Annotated in this window: 12 protein-coding genes, 1 tRNA gene and 1 pseudogene; 7 read left to right on the top strand and 7 right to left on the bottom strand. The window is 69.6% G+C overall.

Going from position 1 to position 14,886, the window contains the following annotated elements; all coding sequences use genetic code 11:
* Nucleotides 1-284: 284 nt before the first annotated feature.
* The 4 genes from JG540_RS05335 to pepN all read right to left on the bottom strand — a co-directional run bounded on the left by JG540_RS05335 (nucleotide 285) and on the right by pepN (nucleotide 5,064).
* Nucleotides 285-755 (bottom strand): DUF151 domain-containing protein, encoded by a 471-nt coding sequence (locus JG540_RS05335; protein ID WP_200274645.1) that lies wholly within the window; start codon nucleotides 753-755, stop codon nucleotides 285-287.
* 72 nt (nucleotides 756-827) lie between these two features.
* Nucleotides 828-1,469 (bottom strand): transcriptional regulator FtsR, encoded by a 642-nt coding sequence (gene ftsR / locus JG540_RS05340; protein ID WP_200274646.1) that lies wholly within the window; start codon nucleotides 1,467-1,469, stop codon nucleotides 828-830.
* A 98-nt stretch (nucleotides 1,470-1,567) separates the two neighbouring features.
* Nucleotides 1,568-2,020, bottom strand: a complete 453-nt coding sequence (locus tag JG540_RS05345) for an FHA domain-containing protein (protein ID WP_200274647.1) — start codon at nucleotides 2,018-2,020, stop codon at nucleotides 1,568-1,570.
* A 140-nt stretch (nucleotides 2,021-2,160) separates the two neighbouring features.
* Complete coding sequence (pepN, locus tag JG540_RS05350; protein WP_234042689.1) at nucleotides 2,161-5,064, bottom strand: aminopeptidase N; 2,904 nt, start codon at nucleotides 5,062-5,064, stop codon at nucleotides 2,161-2,163.
* A 76-nt stretch (nucleotides 5,065-5,140) separates the two neighbouring features.
* Here pepN and JG540_RS05355 point away from each other — a divergent pair, with 76 nt between their 5' ends.
* The 6 genes from JG540_RS05355 (at nucleotide 5,141) to JG540_RS05380 (ending at nucleotide 10,059) form a co-directional block, all read left to right on the top strand.
* Nucleotides 5,141-6,211 (top strand): HNH endonuclease family protein, encoded by a 1,071-nt coding sequence (locus tag JG540_RS05355; RefSeq protein ID WP_234042690.1) that lies wholly within the window; start codon nucleotides 5,141-5,143, stop codon nucleotides 6,209-6,211.
* 9 nt (nucleotides 6,212-6,220) lie between these two features.
* Entirely contained in the window at nucleotides 6,221-6,646 is a 426-nt protein-coding gene (locus tag JG540_RS05360; protein ID WP_200274648.1) for an RNA-binding S4 domain-containing protein, read from the top strand.
* A gap of 99 nt (nucleotides 6,647-6,745) precedes the next feature.
* A complete protein-coding gene (locus JG540_RS05365; RefSeq protein ID WP_200274649.1) occupies nucleotides 6,746-7,258 on the top strand; it encodes an AAA family ATPase in 513 nt (170 codons plus the stop codon).
* Between the two features lie 78 nt (nucleotides 7,259-7,336).
* Nucleotides 7,337-7,903 (top strand): O-acetyl-ADP-ribose deacetylase, encoded by a 567-nt coding sequence (locus tag JG540_RS05370; RefSeq protein ID WP_200274650.1) that lies wholly within the window; start codon nucleotides 7,337-7,339, stop codon nucleotides 7,901-7,903.
* 94 nt (nucleotides 7,904-7,997) lie between these two features.
* A complete protein-coding gene (locus tag JG540_RS05375; RefSeq protein WP_200274651.1) occupies nucleotides 7,998-8,462 on the top strand; it encodes a cupin domain-containing protein in 465 nt (154 codons plus the stop codon).
* Nucleotides 8,463-8,724: 262 nt separating this feature from the next.
* A complete protein-coding gene (locus tag JG540_RS05380; protein ID WP_200274652.1) occupies nucleotides 8,725-10,059 on the top strand; it encodes a pentapeptide repeat-containing protein in 1,335 nt (444 codons plus the stop codon).
* 743 nt (nucleotides 10,060-10,802) lie between these two features.
* Here the strand turns inward: JG540_RS05380 and JG540_RS05385 are convergent.
* From JG540_RS05385 to pgi, 3 genes are all read right to left on the bottom strand, one after another.
* Nucleotides 10,803-10,879, bottom strand: a tRNA-Pro gene (locus tag JG540_RS05385).
* A gap of 156 nt (nucleotides 10,880-11,035) precedes the next feature.
* Entirely contained in the window at nucleotides 11,036-11,347 is a 312-nt protein-coding gene (locus JG540_RS05390) for a rhodanese-like domain-containing protein (protein WP_200274653.1), read from the bottom strand.
* A 45-nt stretch (nucleotides 11,348-11,392) separates the two neighbouring features.
* Nucleotides 11,393-13,048 carry a glucose-6-phosphate isomerase gene (gene pgi, locus JG540_RS05395; RefSeq protein WP_200274654.1) on the bottom strand — a complete coding sequence of 552 codons (1,656 nt, stop codon included), beginning with the start codon at nucleotides 13,046-13,048 and terminating at the stop codon, nucleotides 11,393-11,395.
* 1,023 nt (nucleotides 13,049-14,071) lie between these two features.
* Between pgi and JG540_RS05400 the strand changes: the two are divergent.
* A pseudogene (locus tag JG540_RS05400) lies at nucleotides 14,072-14,879 on the top strand (transposase family protein).
* The last annotated feature ends 7 nt before the right edge of the window (nucleotides 14,880-14,886 follow it).

Genomic DNA, 14,886 nt, shown 5'->3' on the forward strand with positions numbered 1-14,886 from the left:
GGTGCCGCCCTGTTTGGGGCACGTGAGAAACGATAGGTCCGAGCCCGCCCGGCCTCAATCAGTGGCTCGCGGGGTGTCGCACATGGCAAAGTTCTCAACCTGAACTTCAGGTCCATTCGCTCGCAGCAGGCGCCAGAGAAAACGTTGATATGGCCAGCTTCCACGACACACACCCCCAACACCACCTGTGACTCATCTCACAACAGGGGTCACAGTAGACACACTGGTAACAGGGGGGCGGGCTTTGCGTCAACACGCGGCCGGACTTGTCCCGGTCGTCTGGATCACGGCAGGAAGTCGTCGACCCGGGCCCCTTGCAGCTGGTCACGCATGCGCGCCACCGTCTCGTGCACAGAGGGCTCCCCCAGGTCCACCCCCTGCTGGGCCAACAGGCGGTCACTAACCCGGATGCCCAGCTCTGTCTGGCTAGCGAAGACGATAGCCTCTCCCGGGGTGCAGTGCACCAGGGGCGCCTGCCCGTCCCCCGCTGTCAGCTCCAGGGAGGCCAGCAGCTCGCCGTCCGGCCCCACCTCCACCAGGCCCCCGATCACCTGAGCCCGTACCGCCGTCAAGCAGCGGTGCAGCAGGTCCAGCCAGGACGGCGGCATACCCTGAGCCATGCCGGAGAGGGCCAGCCCCTCACGGGCGGTCACAGGTACGGCGATCATCCCGGGGCCGCCCTCCTCAAGAAGCACAGCCACGAGTCCGTCATCAGTGGCGGTCGAGCGCACACCAACGATCCTCATCGGTCGCACGTGCCAAGGCTACGGCCTGGAACCCGGCTTGTCTGAGGAATGGCGTGGGGTATTGGTCGCCCCGCTGGGCTCTCAGCCCAGGGAGCTCACGGAGCGGCGCAGCAGCGCCCCGTGCAGCTCGGCCAGCGCCCCGGCCAGGACAGCAGCCCGGTCCGCGGCCGCCGAGCTGGAACGCGCCCGGGCGGGGATGACTGCCTGGTCGATCATGTCGGCCTGCCGCTCTGCCGCCATCCGCACACCGCGCAGGTTGCGCAGCGGGATCCCACCACGCACGGCCGCCATTGCGGCACTGACCACCCGCACGCTGTCCGCCCCGAACAGTCCCCGGGCGTTAGGCGAGACCAGGCCGATCTCGATCAGCTGCTCGATCTGGCTGACACTGGCCCCACAGCGCTCCACCAGGTCCTGGAGGCCCAGCGGGCCGTCCGCAACCGTCTGGCCGTGACGCGCCACCACACGCGGGCCCTGCTTGGCCTGGGTGTCCTGGTCCAGCTGCTCCAGCCTCTCCCGGATCACTGACAGGGGCAGGTACTCGTCACGCTGGGCGCTCAAGGCGTAGCGTAGGCGCTCCACGTCCGCCCGTGAGTAGCGGCGGTAGCCGTTGCCTACACGGTGCGGGGCGATCAGCCCCTCGGTCTCCAGGTAGCGGACCTTGGAGATAGACAGGGCCGGGAACTCGCGCTTGAGCTCGTCCACGACCTGCCCGATCTTCATCTCGGGCTCGTGGGAGAGGGCGTGGGGCCAGGAACCACCTTGTGCTGGCTGACTGGCTGCGGCAGTGCTCGCCTGCCGCGCTCTGGCCGCGGAGGCGCTCACCGGTCCCCGGCCGGGGCGATCGGCCCGGGGTGGTAGGTCATGCGGTACTTGCCGATCTGCACCTCGTCACCGGCGTTGAGCTGTGCCAGCTCCACCCGGGAGCGGTTCACGTAGGTGCCGTTCAGGGAGCCACACTCCCGCACGGCGTAGCCGCCCTCGGGGACCTTGACGAACACGGCGTGCTTGCGTGAGACGGTCACGTCGTCCAGGAAGATGTCCGCCCGGGGGTGGCGTCCCACAGTCGTCTCCGGGGCGTCGAGCAGGAAGCGGGCACCGGTGTTGGGGCCGTGCTGCACGATCAGCAGCGCGGTGCCCGCAGGCAGCGCCTGGATAGCCGCCAGGTCCTGACCGCTGAGGCCCACGGCCACGTAAGTAGTCTCAGGCGCGGTGTCGACAGCACCGATCACCTGCGTGGAACTCGGCTCCAGATCCTTCGGCCCGTTTGTCATGGCTACTCTCCCCACTTAGGCAGTGCTCGGCGCGCTGCTCAATGCCCAACCATAGCGGTGGGGCACGGGTCGCAGGATATCTGTTCCGTGGAAGTCCCGCACGCTCCTTGACGCTCCAGAAACAGGCTTACGGAGCACATTCACTCCTCCGGGGTGGCTGCCTGCGTACAGACCTCCTGGCAGCGCAGGCACCGTTCCAAGTCGCTCAGGTGCTTGCGCAACAGGTGGGTCAGTGCCGCGGGGGCCTGCCCGTGGCTTGCCAGCCAGGAGCGAACATCCTGGGCGTCCTGCTGGCTGCCGGCGTGCGGGAACAGCCCTGACACCAGACGGCTGGCCACCTCCTGGCTGCGCCCGGCCCAGACCTGCTCCAGGTGTTCCAGGTACCGGGTGGTGAAGACGGCGGTGAGGCCGCGGTGCGCGTCCGGGTTGAAGGCCTGCACCAGGGCGTCCACCTGGTCGTTGCTCAGGGACCGGTCCTCCAGCAGGCGGGTGAAGACCTGCTCCTTGAGCGACGCCGTAGGCGCGCTGTGCCGCACCCGCAGGGCGGCCACCAGGCCGCTGGAGGAGGGGTCGGCCTGCTCCTGGATCCGCAGGTCCTCCTCCCCCAGGCGCCCGATGCGGGCCAGGGAGGTCAGCACCGACCACCGCAGCTCGTGGTCCAGCTCCAGGCCCGCCAGCTCCCCGCCCAGTACCTGCCGCAGGCGCCTCTCCGCCAGGTCCAGCCACTGGCTGGGGGCCTGGCCCAGTCCGCCGGCGGCCCGCACCCAGGCCCGGGCCCGGACCAGCTGGGCGTCGCTGCCAGCGGCAGCCTGCCGGAGCAGAGGCCAGGCGCCCAGGCTGGCCGCGCCGACCGCCTGGCTCCCAGACTCCTGGTTCCCGGCCGCCTGGCTCCCAGACTCCTGGTTTCCAGCCTCCCCCGGCCCGGTCTCCTCCCCCGTGGCCTTCTCCGCTAGCTGCCCGTCCGCCTGGTCCGTCTGCGTCCCGATCTCGTCGAGCACGGTCAGGGGCAGCAGGGCGGCGAGCCGCTCCGCGGGCGGGCACAGCCTGCTGGCCAGGCGGGCCTGCTCCAGCAGCAGCCCCAGGGTGGCGGGCGCCGTCGAGTCATCGGCCTGGGTGATGACCGCCTGGATGAACTCCTGGGGGCTGAGCAGCGCGTCCCGCACCAGGTTGTGCAGCACCGACCACCACACGGCCCGGGTCAGCGGGTCGGGCAGGGCCGCCAGGTGCTCCAGGGCGGTGCGCAGCGAGCGCGGGTCCGGACGGACGACGGCGTAGGTCAGGTCCTCGTCGTTGACGGTCAGCAGGTCAGGCACCGGCAGTCCTTGGGCCTGGGGCAAGTCGACGGACTCCTGGTCCAGGACGACGGACAGGCTCTGGGTACGCTGCAGCTGCCCCTGCGCGGTGAGCTGGTAGAAGCCCACCTTCAGGGTGTGGGGCCGCAGCACCTGCTGGCCGGTGCGCGGGTCGGTGCACTCCTGCTCCAGCCGCAGGGAGCGCACGTGCCCGTCCGTGGCCTCCAGCTGGGGGCGGATGACGGAGGGGCCGCTGGTACGCAGCCAGGCCTGGGCCCAGGCCTCCATGTCCCGTCCGGTGGCCTCGCTGAGCACCCGCATGAGGTCCGCCAGGCTGGCGTTTCCGAAGGCGTGCTCCTGGAAGAGCCGCTGAGCCGCCGCGGTGAAGGCCTCCTGGCCCACGTGGGCCACCAGCTGCTTGAGCACCGCGGCGCCCTTGGCGTAGCTGATGCCGTCGAAGGTCTGGCGGGCCGCCTCCACGTCCGCGACCGTGGCCACGATCGGGTGGGTGGTCTCGGGGCGGGAGTCCTCCAGGTAGGCCCAGGCCTTGCGGCCCGCCGCGAAGGCCACCCAGGCGTCGTCGAAGCCGGTGGCCTCCGCCTGCGCCCAGGTGCCTTGGTGGTCGGCGAAGGACTCCTTGAGCCAGATGTCGTCCCACCACCGCGGGGTCACCAGGTCCCCGAACCACATGTGGCACATCTCGTGGAGCACCACGTTGGCGCGGCCGCCCCGCTGGGCCCGGGTGGCGGGGCCCCGGTAGAGGAAGAGGTCCTCGTTGAAGGTCACGCAGCCGGGGTTCTCCATGGCCCCCAGGTTGTACTCCGGCACCAGCACGCTGTCGTATGAGCCCCAGGGGTAGGGGAAGCCGTAGCTGCGGTCGTACAGGTCCAGACCGGAGCGGGTGGTCTCCAGCAGCTCGGCGGCGTCCAGGTGCTCAGCCAGGCTGGCGCGGCAGCACCAGGACAGGTCCACCGGCGGGTCCTGGGGGCGCAGGCGGGAGCGCCACTGGCCGGTGACCTGGTGCCACGGCCCGGCCGCCAGGGCGGTCAGGTAGCTGGGCAGCGGCTTGGTGGGGGCGAAACGGGTGAGCTGATTGCCTGCCGCCGTCGTCCCGGTGGAGGCCACGACCCCGTTGCCCAGCAGCAGCCAGCCCTGGGGGTGCTCCACGGTCAGGGTGAAGGGGGCCTTGAGGTCGGGCTGCTCCAGGCAGGGCCAGGCACGGCGGGCGTCGGAGGGCTCAAAGTGCGTGTACAGGTAGGTGGCCTGGTCCACGGGGTCGTGGAAGCGGTGCAGGCCCTGGCCGCTGTTAGAGAACTGGCCCACCGCCTCCACTTCCAGCAGGTGCTGCCCCACGGCCAGTGGCGGCAGCGTGAGCCGGGCCCCGTCCCAGCGGACCTCCACGCGCTGGCCGTCCACCTCCAGGGACCCGACCGCCTGTCCCAGAAAGTCCACCCAAGCCCCTTCCGAGGACGCCTGCCGGACGTCAACTACCAGCCGGGAACGCACCGGGAACCGGGAATCCTGCGGCCGGGTAGCCGGGGTCAGGTCCAGGTGGACCTCCAGGGACTCCAGGCGCAGCAGCGCCGAGCGCCAGGCGCACTCCTCCCGACCCAGGTTGCGCGGGGAGGCGGGCTGGTCAGGCTTAGGGGCGGCGTGGCCGGAAGGAGCCGTAACCGTCTCGGGGATCGTGGTGGTGGCCTCGGCGGCAGGCTCGTTGGCGGTGGGCTCGGGGGCGGCTTCTGTCTCGTGCACGCGGGCATCCTACGGAGGCGTTCCGGGGCTGTGGACAAGCCTGACCGGCGGCGACGCCCACCACTAGGCTCGGGCCGTGCTCCTCCCCCAGCCAGTGACTACCATCGCCGTCGGCCTGCTCCTGGCCGCGCAGGCCGCTTCCTCGACCTCACTGACGGACCTCCCGCAGCCTCCTACCGAGGCGGCCGTCCTGCCCGAGGCGTACGCCTCGGCCCGGCAGCAGCCTCCGGAGACACAGCCTCCTGCGGCGGAGCTGGCCCCGCCCCTGGCAGGGGAGCTGCTGAGCGCGGAGGCGGCCTTGACGGCGCTGGCCACCCTGCCTGCCGACTCCCCCGCCCCCGAGTCCTGGCACAGCCAGGGCGGCCGCAAGGGCTGGTTCGGTGAGCCGTGGGCGGACGTGGACGCTAACGGCTGCGACACGCGCAACGACGTGCTGGGCCGGGACCTGCTGGAGGCCGACTACTCCCGCCGCGACGGACTACAGCCCCGCAGCGAGGGCCGGGGCCAGGGGGCCTACGTCTGCCCGGACGCGACCGTGTGGACTGGCCTGCTCCAGGACCCCTACACCGGCACCGAGCTGCGCTACCAGCGCGGGGAGGACACCTCCCCCGAGGTACAGATCGACCACGTGGTGCCCCTGAGCTACCTGTACGCGCACGGGGCCTGGCAGTGGGACGCGGGCAAGCGCCTCCAGGCGGCCAACGACCCCTTGAACCTGCTGGCCGTGCAGGGGCAGGTCAACCAGGACAAGGGCAGCTGCGGCCCCGCCACCTGCCCCTCCGGCACCACCGAGAACGGCACCTGGCGCCCCCAGTCCGGGCGGGGCTGGTGGCCACCCAGCACCGAGTTCCGCTGCCAGTACGCGGCCCGCTTCGTGTCGGTGGCGGCGGCCTACCAGCTGGGCCTGCCCGAGGCGGACCGCCAGGCGCTCGCGGGGGTGCTCACGGACTGCGCCGCAGGCGGCGACGGCAGCACCGGCTCCCAGGTGGTTGGAAGCATCCGCCGGGGCGCTGTCAGGCTGTGGGCGGACCCGGCACTGCTGGTCATGCTGGCGGCCGGTCTGGCCTGCCTGGGGCTGGGGCTGCTGGCCTGGCCGCGGCATCGGCGAGGGCGCCCGGGCCGGGGCCGGGGCCGACGTCGGAGCTAGGATCCCGTCATGGCATACAGCTCCCCTAAGGGCCCAGTGACAGCGCCTGTAAGCACGGCTGGCTCGGTCCGGGTTGACGTGTGGCTGTGGAGCGTGCGCCAGCTGAAGTCACGTTCTGCGGCAACCAGCGCCTGCAAGGCCGGGCACGTGCGGGTCAACGGAGAGCCCGCCAAGCCTGCCCAGCAGGTACACATCGGGGACGAGGTACGCCTGCGCGTGGACGGTTTCGACCGTTTCCTACGGGTGGAGGGCCTGCTGGTCAAACGGGTGGGGGCGGCGGTAGCGCAGCAGTGCTACACGGGCTTCTCCCCGCCCCGCCCCTCCCCCTTGGACGCCCCGGCACCGGTCCTACGGGCACGTGGCTCAGGGCGCCCCACCAAGAAGGAGCGGCGGCAGCTTGACGCGCTCATGGGCGGCGGCAGGCGCCGCTCCTAGCGCCGTCCCCCACATAACGTTTTGGTATTCATCACGCAGTCAGTTCTCCAGTAGTTAGAGACGGCTCACACAGGTAACGTTTAGATCATGGAAGCGTGTTTGATCGTTGTATGTGGCTTGCCTGCCTCCGGCAAGAGCACCGTCTCCCGGATACTGGCTGAGGACCTGAAGGCCGCCTACCTGCAGGTGGACACGATCGAGACCGCTATCGCCCGCGCTCAGCACCGCCGGGGGCTGCTCACCGGAGGCGAGGGCTACGAGGTCGCCTACCGGGTGGCCACCGACCAGCTGCGGACAGGCCTGGACGTGGTCGCCGAGTGCGTCAACCCCCTACAGGTCACCCGTGAGGCCTGGGCGGAGGTGGCGCGGCACTGCTGCTCCCGGCTCGTGGAGGTCGAGCTGGTCTGCTCCGACCCCGAGCTGCACCGTCAGCGCCTGGAGAGCCGTGCACCACAGTCACCCAGCCTGGGCAACCCCACCTGGCAGGAGGTACAGGACCGCGAGTACGAACCCTGGCGACGCCCCCACCTGCAGCTGGACACCGCCAGGCTCAAGCCCGTCCAGGCGGCGGCAGCGGTGATGACCTACATGAGCCGTCAGGGCGTGTTCTAGACGCCCCACCCGCCCCACAGGGAGCAGCCAGCCAGCTAACCGGGCCCACCAGGCCGCGCCAGGGTGCATCCTGGTCCGATGCAGGTAGAGGCCGTCCTGGGGGACATCACCCAGCAGCACGTGGACGCCGTCGTCAACGCTGCGAACTCCGGGCTGCTAGGTGGCGGGGGTGTTGACGGCGCGATCCACCGGGCGGCCGGGCCGGAGCTGCTGCAGGCCTGCCGGGAGCTGCGCCGAGAGCGCTTCCCACAGGGGCTGCCGGTGGGCCAGGCGGTGGCCACGCCAGGTTTCGCGCTGCCCGCCCGCTGGGTGCTGCACACGGTCGGCCCTAATCGGCACCAGGGGCAGACGGACCCGGGCCTGCTACGCCGCGCCTTCCTGAGCTGCCTGCGGCTGGCGGCCGATCTGGGCTGCCGGAGCGTGGCCCTGCCTGCGGTCTCCGGCGGCGCCTACGGCTGGGCGGCGGACGACGTCGCCCGCGAGGCTGCTGGAGCGGTCCGGGACTTCGCCTACGGCCTGGAAGGCGCGCCCGGACCGGTGGGGCTGGTGCGCTTCGTGCTCTTCAACGAGCCGCTGCTGACCGCGTTCCGCACCCACCTGGACGGCATGGGAGGATCGGGAGCCTGTTTCCGGGAGACGGAATAAACACGGCGGGCGGGCGTTGACCCTGCTGCGGGCATCAGGCCCCTATACTCATACCCAGCACCATGCTTCCTGAGCCAATTAGAAAGGGATACTGATGGAAATCATTGACAACGGCCCCCAGCCCAACGCCTTCGACATCGAGACCGCCACCACCGAGAACGACACCTACCGCACGGTGGCCTGGACGGGCCGCTACCTGCAGGTGACGCTCATGTCCATCCCGGTGGGTGAGTCGATCGGCTTGGAGACCCACCCGGAGACCGACCAGTTCTTGCGCATCGACGCTGGTAAGGGCCGCTGCGTCATGGGTCCGAGCGAGCACGACCTGACCTTCGAGCAGGAGGTCGAGGACGGCTGGTCCATCCAGGTCCCCGCAGGCACCTGGCACGACGTCATCAACACCGGTGACGAGCCGCTGCGTCTGTACACCGTCTACGCTCCCGTGCACCACGCCCAGGGCATCGTGCAGCGCACCTTCGCCGAGGCGGAGGCGGACGAGGAGGCCGGCCGTGACGAGCCGCCGTCGTGGACCGTGCAGCCCGAGGGTGCTGCCCACTGATCCACGTAGCACCGCCCGCTGAGGGCGCAAGCAGGGGCTCCCTGGTACCGGCTGAGACCGGCCAGGGAGCCCCTCAATTTTCCGCAGGACAGATGCTTGCGGGTTTTGCGGGCTGCTGACCACTCAGCACAGTTCAGCCCCGGGCCTCGGGATGTGGCGGGTAGGCCGGTTAGTGTGGCCGCATGATGTCCCTGATCTGTTTAATCTCCTTATGCCTGCCGACGGCGGCCCCAGACACCCTGGCGGTGGAGGGCGGTGCGGCATGACGCAGCAGGAGCAGACGGTGCGCGCCGTGCAGGCCCCCCAGGAGGCGCCGGTGCAGAAGGCGGGCCAGTGGGTGCGCGAGTCCGCTCAAGCCACCCGCACGGCCTGGGCGGAGGCTTGGCAGCGCGGTGTGGAGGAGTTCCAGCCCGTGTGGCGACGGCGCCCGCGCATGTCCTCACTGGGGCGGGCGGTGGCCTGCTGGATGCTGGTTGCAGCCCTGGCCTTCACGCTGCTGGGCTGGCTGTGGGCGGACCCGCAGGCTGGCTTCCTGGGCAGGCTGGTCAGCGCCTGGAGCGGGAGCGCATTCGTGGGGGCCGCTCCGGGGCTGCGGATCATGGCGGCCTTGCTGGCAGTCCTGACCATGTGCGCGGTGGCGCTGGTGGTGGGGCTGTTCCGCAGCCTGGTGGCCACGCAGCAGCGTGACGCTGACGCCCAGCTGTCCAAGGCGGTGGAGCAGCTGGGCTCCGGTTCCGCGGCAGTGCGGATCGCGGCGGTGTACGCCTTGGAGGAGCTGGCGAATCGGGGCGGTGGCGCCCTGCGGCAGCGGGTGGTGGACCTGCTCTGCGGCTACCTGCGCACGGAGCGGGGCCAGTGGCAGGAGCCTGCGGCCGCTCCGGCTGGCGGGACGCGGCGGGGGCGGACGATGCGCCGCTACGTCTGCGACGACGGCGCCGTGGAGTCCACGATCCTGCACGTGCTGGCGCGCCACCTGCGCCAGGAGCGCGAGCCGCAGGCCGAGGGCTCGGAGCGCCACCAGGAGCTGGCGGAGACCCAGCTGTGGTGCGACTGTCGTTTGGACCTGCACGGTGCGGTACTGGTGAGCCCGGTGCCTTTCCAGGGCGCGTCCTTTGCGGCGGACGCGGACTTCACCGGGGTGGTGTTCACTGGTGAGACTGACTTCTCTGATGCGCAGTTCCTGGAGAAGGTGAGCTTTGAGCGGGCGGTGTTCCGGGCACCAGCGGTGTTCCGGGGGACGGTGCTGCACAAGCTGGCGGACTTCACTGGCGCCACCTTCACGCAGGAGGCGGTGTTCTCGGCGGCGACCTTCAGCTGGTTCGCCTCTTTCAAGGACGTGACCTTCCTGGACGCCGTGGCCTTCCAGCAGACCTTCCTGCGCAACTCTGACGGCTTCACGGGGGCGGTGTTCAACCGGGCCATGCAGGACGAGGGGCGGGTGCGCTTTGCCTTGCGGGAGTCCAACCAGTTCCAGGACCCCACGGGCCTGCCCTTCGGGGCGCGCTGGGTACGTTTTGAGCGCGGTGGCCGGTCGGTGGCGCCTCCGCCCCCGGGCGGGACGCCAGACGCCAACAGCACCGCCGAGGCCGACGGCTGAGCCAGGGCGGCTACCTGGGTCAGTGCACCACCGCCGCCCTGGACCCCACGACCGCTGCCCTGACGGGGCGCACATGGTGATACACCCACCCCCGGGTACGCCGCGCCTACCGGCGCCTGGAACGCCTGGCCCGCTTGGCAGTCGCCTCGTGGTCCACGTGCCGCAGGGGCCTGTGGCCCCGGCTGTCCCTGGTGGGCTGGGTGCGTGTGTGGGTAGGGGGTTGGTGACCCTGTGGCCCCGGCTGCCCCTGGTGGGCTGGGCAGCGCGGGAGCTGTCACTGGCGGAGGGCTAGAGGCCCTGGCACCGACCGCTGAACCTTCAACCACCGCGGCATCAAGCCAAAAACTCCCCCACCCCAGAACCAGGGAAGTGCTCTAAGCCTCCACCAGTGACAAAACGCGCCCACCCAGGCACCACAAGACCCACCAGACCAAGACAAGCGCCACAAAATCCCCCCCCGGGACAGCCCACACCCACCCGCCCCAGACAGCACCGGACCGCACATATTCGCGCCGACAACCACGACTTGTGCATTTCGGCGCGAGTGGTGCGGTATTTTGGCACAACTCGCGCCGAAATGCACAAGTGGAGGCAAAGGCGGAGGGGAGCATGGTCCGCTTTAGGCACTTGTGGCCCGAGTGGGAGGTGTGACCCGAGCGATAGGTGTTGCCCGAGTGGGAGGTGTGCTCGCCATGGATTGAGGGCCCGGGCAAGCAAAAAGCCGCCGGTTACCCGGCGGCTTGTGGTCGGGCTGGCGGGATTTGAACCCACGACCCCTTGACCCCCAGTCAAGTGCGCTACCAAACTGCGCCACAGCCCGTTGCCTCACGGAGCAGGTCCGCTCGGAACGAGTAGAACCTTAGCCCACCGGCCCGCCCAGACTGAAATTCTCAGCCCGTGACGCCTGTCACCGGGGTGCTGGCTGGTGGCCCCACCGGGACCCGGCCCAGCCAGCACCCCGGCCCAGCCTCACGGTTCAGGCCTCCTGGTTCCAGGCGCGCACGCCCCCAGCCAGGTTCACGAGCTCCCCCTGGAAACCCGCCTCCTGGAGGGCCGCGATGGCCCGCTTGGAGCGGGTGCCACCGGCACAGTGCACGATGGTGGGCACGCCCGGATCCAGCTCGCCCATACGCTCCACCACCTGGGACAGTGGGATGCGCAGGGAACCGTCGATAGCGGTGGCCGCCACCTCGTCGGGCTCCCGCACGTCCAGCAGCGTGTAGCTGCTGCCTGGTGCCTCACCTGCCTGCACGCGGGCGCGCAGCTCCGCCGTGGTCATCTCCTTCATGCCTGTTCCTCTCTCGCAGTGGGTGCTGGGCGGGCGGCGTCGTCGTCAGCCGCGCAGGGACCGGTAGCGGCGGATCAGCTGCTGGGTGGAGGCGTCCTGGGCCGCCAGCGCCGCCTCGTCACCCTGGACGGCCGGGGCGATCTGCAGGGCGAGCTTCTTGCCCAGCTCCACGCCCCACTGGTCGAAGGAGTCGATGCCCCACACGATCCCCTGGGTGAAGGTGATGTGCTCGTACAGGGCGATCAGCTGGCCCACCACGGAGGGGGTCAGGGCGGGGGCCAGGATGGAGGCGGTGGGCTTGTTGCCGGTGAACACGCGGGCGGTGACGACCTCCTCCGGGGTGCCCTCGGCGCGCACCTCCGCCTCGGTCTTGCCGAAGGCCAGCGCCGCCGTCTGGGCCAGGTAGTTGGACAGGAACAGCTCGTGCACGTCCACGCCGCCGTCCTTGGTGGGGTGTGCGGGCGTGGCCACGGCAATGAAGTCCGCGGGAATGAGCTGGGTGCCCTGGTGGATCAGCTGGTAGAAGGCGTGCTGGCCGTTGGTGCCCGGCTCGCCCCAGAAGATCTCACCGGTCTGCGTGGTCACGGGGGTGCCGTCCCAGCGGACGGTCTTGCCGTTGGACTCCATGGTGAGCTGCTGCAGGTAGGCCGGGAAGCGGTGCAGGTACTGGGCGTAGGGCAGCACCGCGTGGGAGGCGGCCTTGCAGAAGTTCACGTACCAGACGTTGAGCAGGCCCATGAGCATGGGTACGTTCTGGGCGGGCTCGGCGGTGGCAAAGTGCTCGTCGACGGCGCGGAAGCCCGCCAGCAGGTCACGGAAGCCGTCCGGGCCGATGGCCACGGCCAGGACCGTGCCTACGGCGGAGTCCACGGAGTAGCGGCCGCCCACCCAGTTCCAGAAGCCGAAGGCGTTGGCCGGGTCGATGCCGAACTCGGCGACCTTGTCCAGGGCGGTGGAGACGGCCACGAAGTGCTTGGCAATGGCGCCGTCAGTGCTGATGCCGCGCTCCTGGAGGGCGCCGAGGAACCAGTCGCGGGCCATGCGGGCGTTGGTGAGGGTCTCCAGGGTGGTGAAGGTCTTGGAGGCGATGATGAAGAGGGTGGTCTCCGGGTCCAGGTCCTTGACCTTCTCGGCGCAGTCGGCGGGGTCGATGTTGGAGATGAAGCGGCACTCCAGGCCCGGCTTGACGTAGGGCTTGAGGGCCTCATAGACCATGACGGGCCCCAGGTCGGAGCCGCCGATACCGATGTTCACCACGGTGGCGATAGGCTTGCCGGTGACGCCCTTCCACTCCCCGGAGCGGACCTTCTCAGCGAAGGCGTACACCTGGGCCAGGACCTCGTGGACGTCGGCGACGACGTCCTGGCCGTCGACCGTGAGCTTGTCGGTGTCCTTGCGGCGCAGGGCGGTGTGGAGGACAGCGCGGTCCTCGGTGACGTTGATGTGCTCGCCTGCGTACATGGCGTCGCGGCGGGCCGGGAGGTCCACCTCCTGGGCGAGCTGGACCAGGGCGTCGCGCAGGTCGTCGGTCAGGAAGCTCTTGGACAGGTCTACGAAGAGGTCACCCATCTCGTAGGAGAAGCGCTCCGCGCGGCCCGGGTCCTGGGCGAACCAGGCGCGCATGTCCGGCTTGAAGTCCTGGTGGAGCGCGGTGAGGGTCTTCCAGGCGGCGGTCTTGGTGGCGTCAACAGGCTTGATCATGCGGACAGTCTAGGCCCAGGCGCGTGGTCGCAGGGTGGGAGCCTTGGGCAGGTGGCGTCCTTGGCGGTCAAATGTCCAGATTGATGACGAAAGCCGCTGGTGGGCCTGTGTGGCCGGACGAGAGCCGCGCAATCATGCGGTTCTGTGATGGGGCTTGGCGCTGGTCCGAGCCCTTTGTCATCAATCCGGACACGTTGCGGCTGGTGCAGGCGCTGGCACTAGCGCCTATGCGCTCAAGGCGGGGCCCTGGTCCTAGCGGACCTCCGCAAGAACGACGTCCTGGCCCGTGGGCGTCCAGTGCCGGTGAGGGCCAGCCACCGCTGAGAGGCGGGCAGGGGGCCGCCCCCTTACGTGCCCGGTGCGGTGCCGGTGATCTTCAGCCACTTGGCCGTCCTCTCCGCCCGGCCCGTGTACGCCCAGCGCGGGGACCAGCCACCGGGGAGGCGGGCAAGGTCTTGGCCTTTATGCCCAGGGTGCCGGAGCGCCTAGCGCTGGCGGTACCGGCCTCGGGGCGCGCCCCAGGACGCCCTGTAAGGGGGCGGCCAAATGGGGCTGGTCGTGCACCCGAGGTTTGCAGGCGCCTGTTCCCCTCTTTCCGCCATAATCTGTCGATCCACGTGTAACCGCAGGCCCCTCCCGCTGCCGGTAACCGCAGGTAACTGCCGGAGGTCGCATCCCGATCTGCTGGCCAGCAAGACGCTGCACACCTCACGCCGACACTCTTAGGCGCTCACAACCCGGCTCCCCCGGGATCACTTCCCGGCCGAGGCGAGGAGGCTCACCAGTAGTCATCTGAGTGACAGACATCGGGGACCCACACCGCTCTTGTATCCAAGAGGCCCGCCCATGCCAGCCGTCTACGACCAAGAGCCGGACGGGAAGGGAAGCGCTTCGGAACACATCAACGAGGTTTTCTCACCGGAGTGGGTGGTGGGCAGGGTGCGTGTCGTGTAGGGGGCGCGCGGGGAACACAGTCAGGATGGGTCTTGACCAAAGAATCTGCTCTGAATGCGAGGCCCCCGCGTGCTGTCCTATTGTGCCATTCTTGACGTACCTGAGGCTGCTGCCTACACCGTCTCCAGGTGCTTGCCGATCATCGACGCTTTAGTGACGTTCGCCCTCACCAGCGGGCGGCGACCTGCTAGCCCCAGACGGTCATGGTGCTGCGGTGGCTCATCGAGGCCACCAGCATGCGCGTCCTGGCCAGGGAAAGCGGCGTGTCGACCGCCACGGCTTACCAGCACCCGCACGAGAGCCTGGTCGTGATCACCGACATGCCTCCGACCTGATCAAGACCCTCCAGGACTTGGCCAAGGCGAAGGAACCTTACGTGTGCCTGGACGACACCCTGATCCGTGCCGACCGGATCGCCTGCAAGGGGCCTTTTGGCAGGCGCTTGTGGTACTCCGGCAAGCACAAGGCCTTCGTCAGCAACGTGCAGGTCCGGACCGACTCCACCGGCTACCCGGTGTGGGTCTCACCCGTGGAGCCCGGCTCGGCCCACGACATCACAACCGCCCGCACCCATGTGCTCGGCTCCCTGTAAAACGCCGCCGCCAATTAGACGCCAACCCTGGCCGACAAGGGCTAACAGGTCTCTGGGGTCCGCACCAAGACGCCGTTCAAAGGCAAGGAGCTGGACGCCAAGCAGGAAGTCTACAACACCATCCAAGGCACCATGAAAGCACCGGCTGAGAAAGCAAACGCCCTGTTCAAGAATCTCAAAGCGCTCCAACGAGTCACCCTCAAACCCCGAACAATAACCAAGATCACCGGCACCGCACTGGTCATCCTCAACCTGAATACAGGCTACAGACCCGTCCCACCCTGATGAGAAA

The sequence above is a fragment of the Actinomyces weissii genome (assembly GCF_016598775.1).
GTDB lineage: Bacteria > Actinomycetota > Actinomycetes > Actinomycetales > Actinomycetaceae > Actinomyces > Actinomyces weissii.

Coding starts and splice junctions, on each gene's coding strand:
- ftsR (WP_200274646.1), bottom strand. CDS start 1,469: ATGAAGATCGGGCAGGTCGTGGACGAGCTCAAGCGCGAGTTCCCGGCC.
- JG540_RS05345 (WP_200274647.1), bottom strand. CDS start 2,020: ATGACAAACGGGCCGAAGGATCTGGAGCCGAGTTCCACGCAGGTGATC.
- JG540_RS05360 (WP_200274648.1), top strand. CDS start 6,221: ATGGCATACAGCTCCCCTAAGGGCCCAGTGACAGCGCCTGTAAGCACG.
- JG540_RS05370 (WP_200274650.1), top strand. CDS start 7,337: ATGCAGGTAGAGGCCGTCCTGGGGGACATCACCCAGCAGCACGTGGAC.
- JG540_RS05375 (WP_200274651.1), top strand. CDS start 7,998: ATGGAAATCATTGACAACGGCCCCCAGCCCAACGCCTTCGACATCGAG.
- JG540_RS05380 (WP_200274652.1), top strand. CDS start 8,725: ATGACGCAGCAGGAGCAGACGGTGCGCGCCGTGCAGGCCCCCCAGGAG.
- JG540_RS05390 (WP_200274653.1), bottom strand. CDS start 11,347: ATGAAGGAGATGACCACGGCGGAGCTGCGCGCCCGCGTGCAGGCAGGT.
- pgi (WP_200274654.1), bottom strand. CDS start 13,048: ATGATCAAGCCTGTTGACGCCACCAAGACCGCCGCCTGGAAGACCCTC.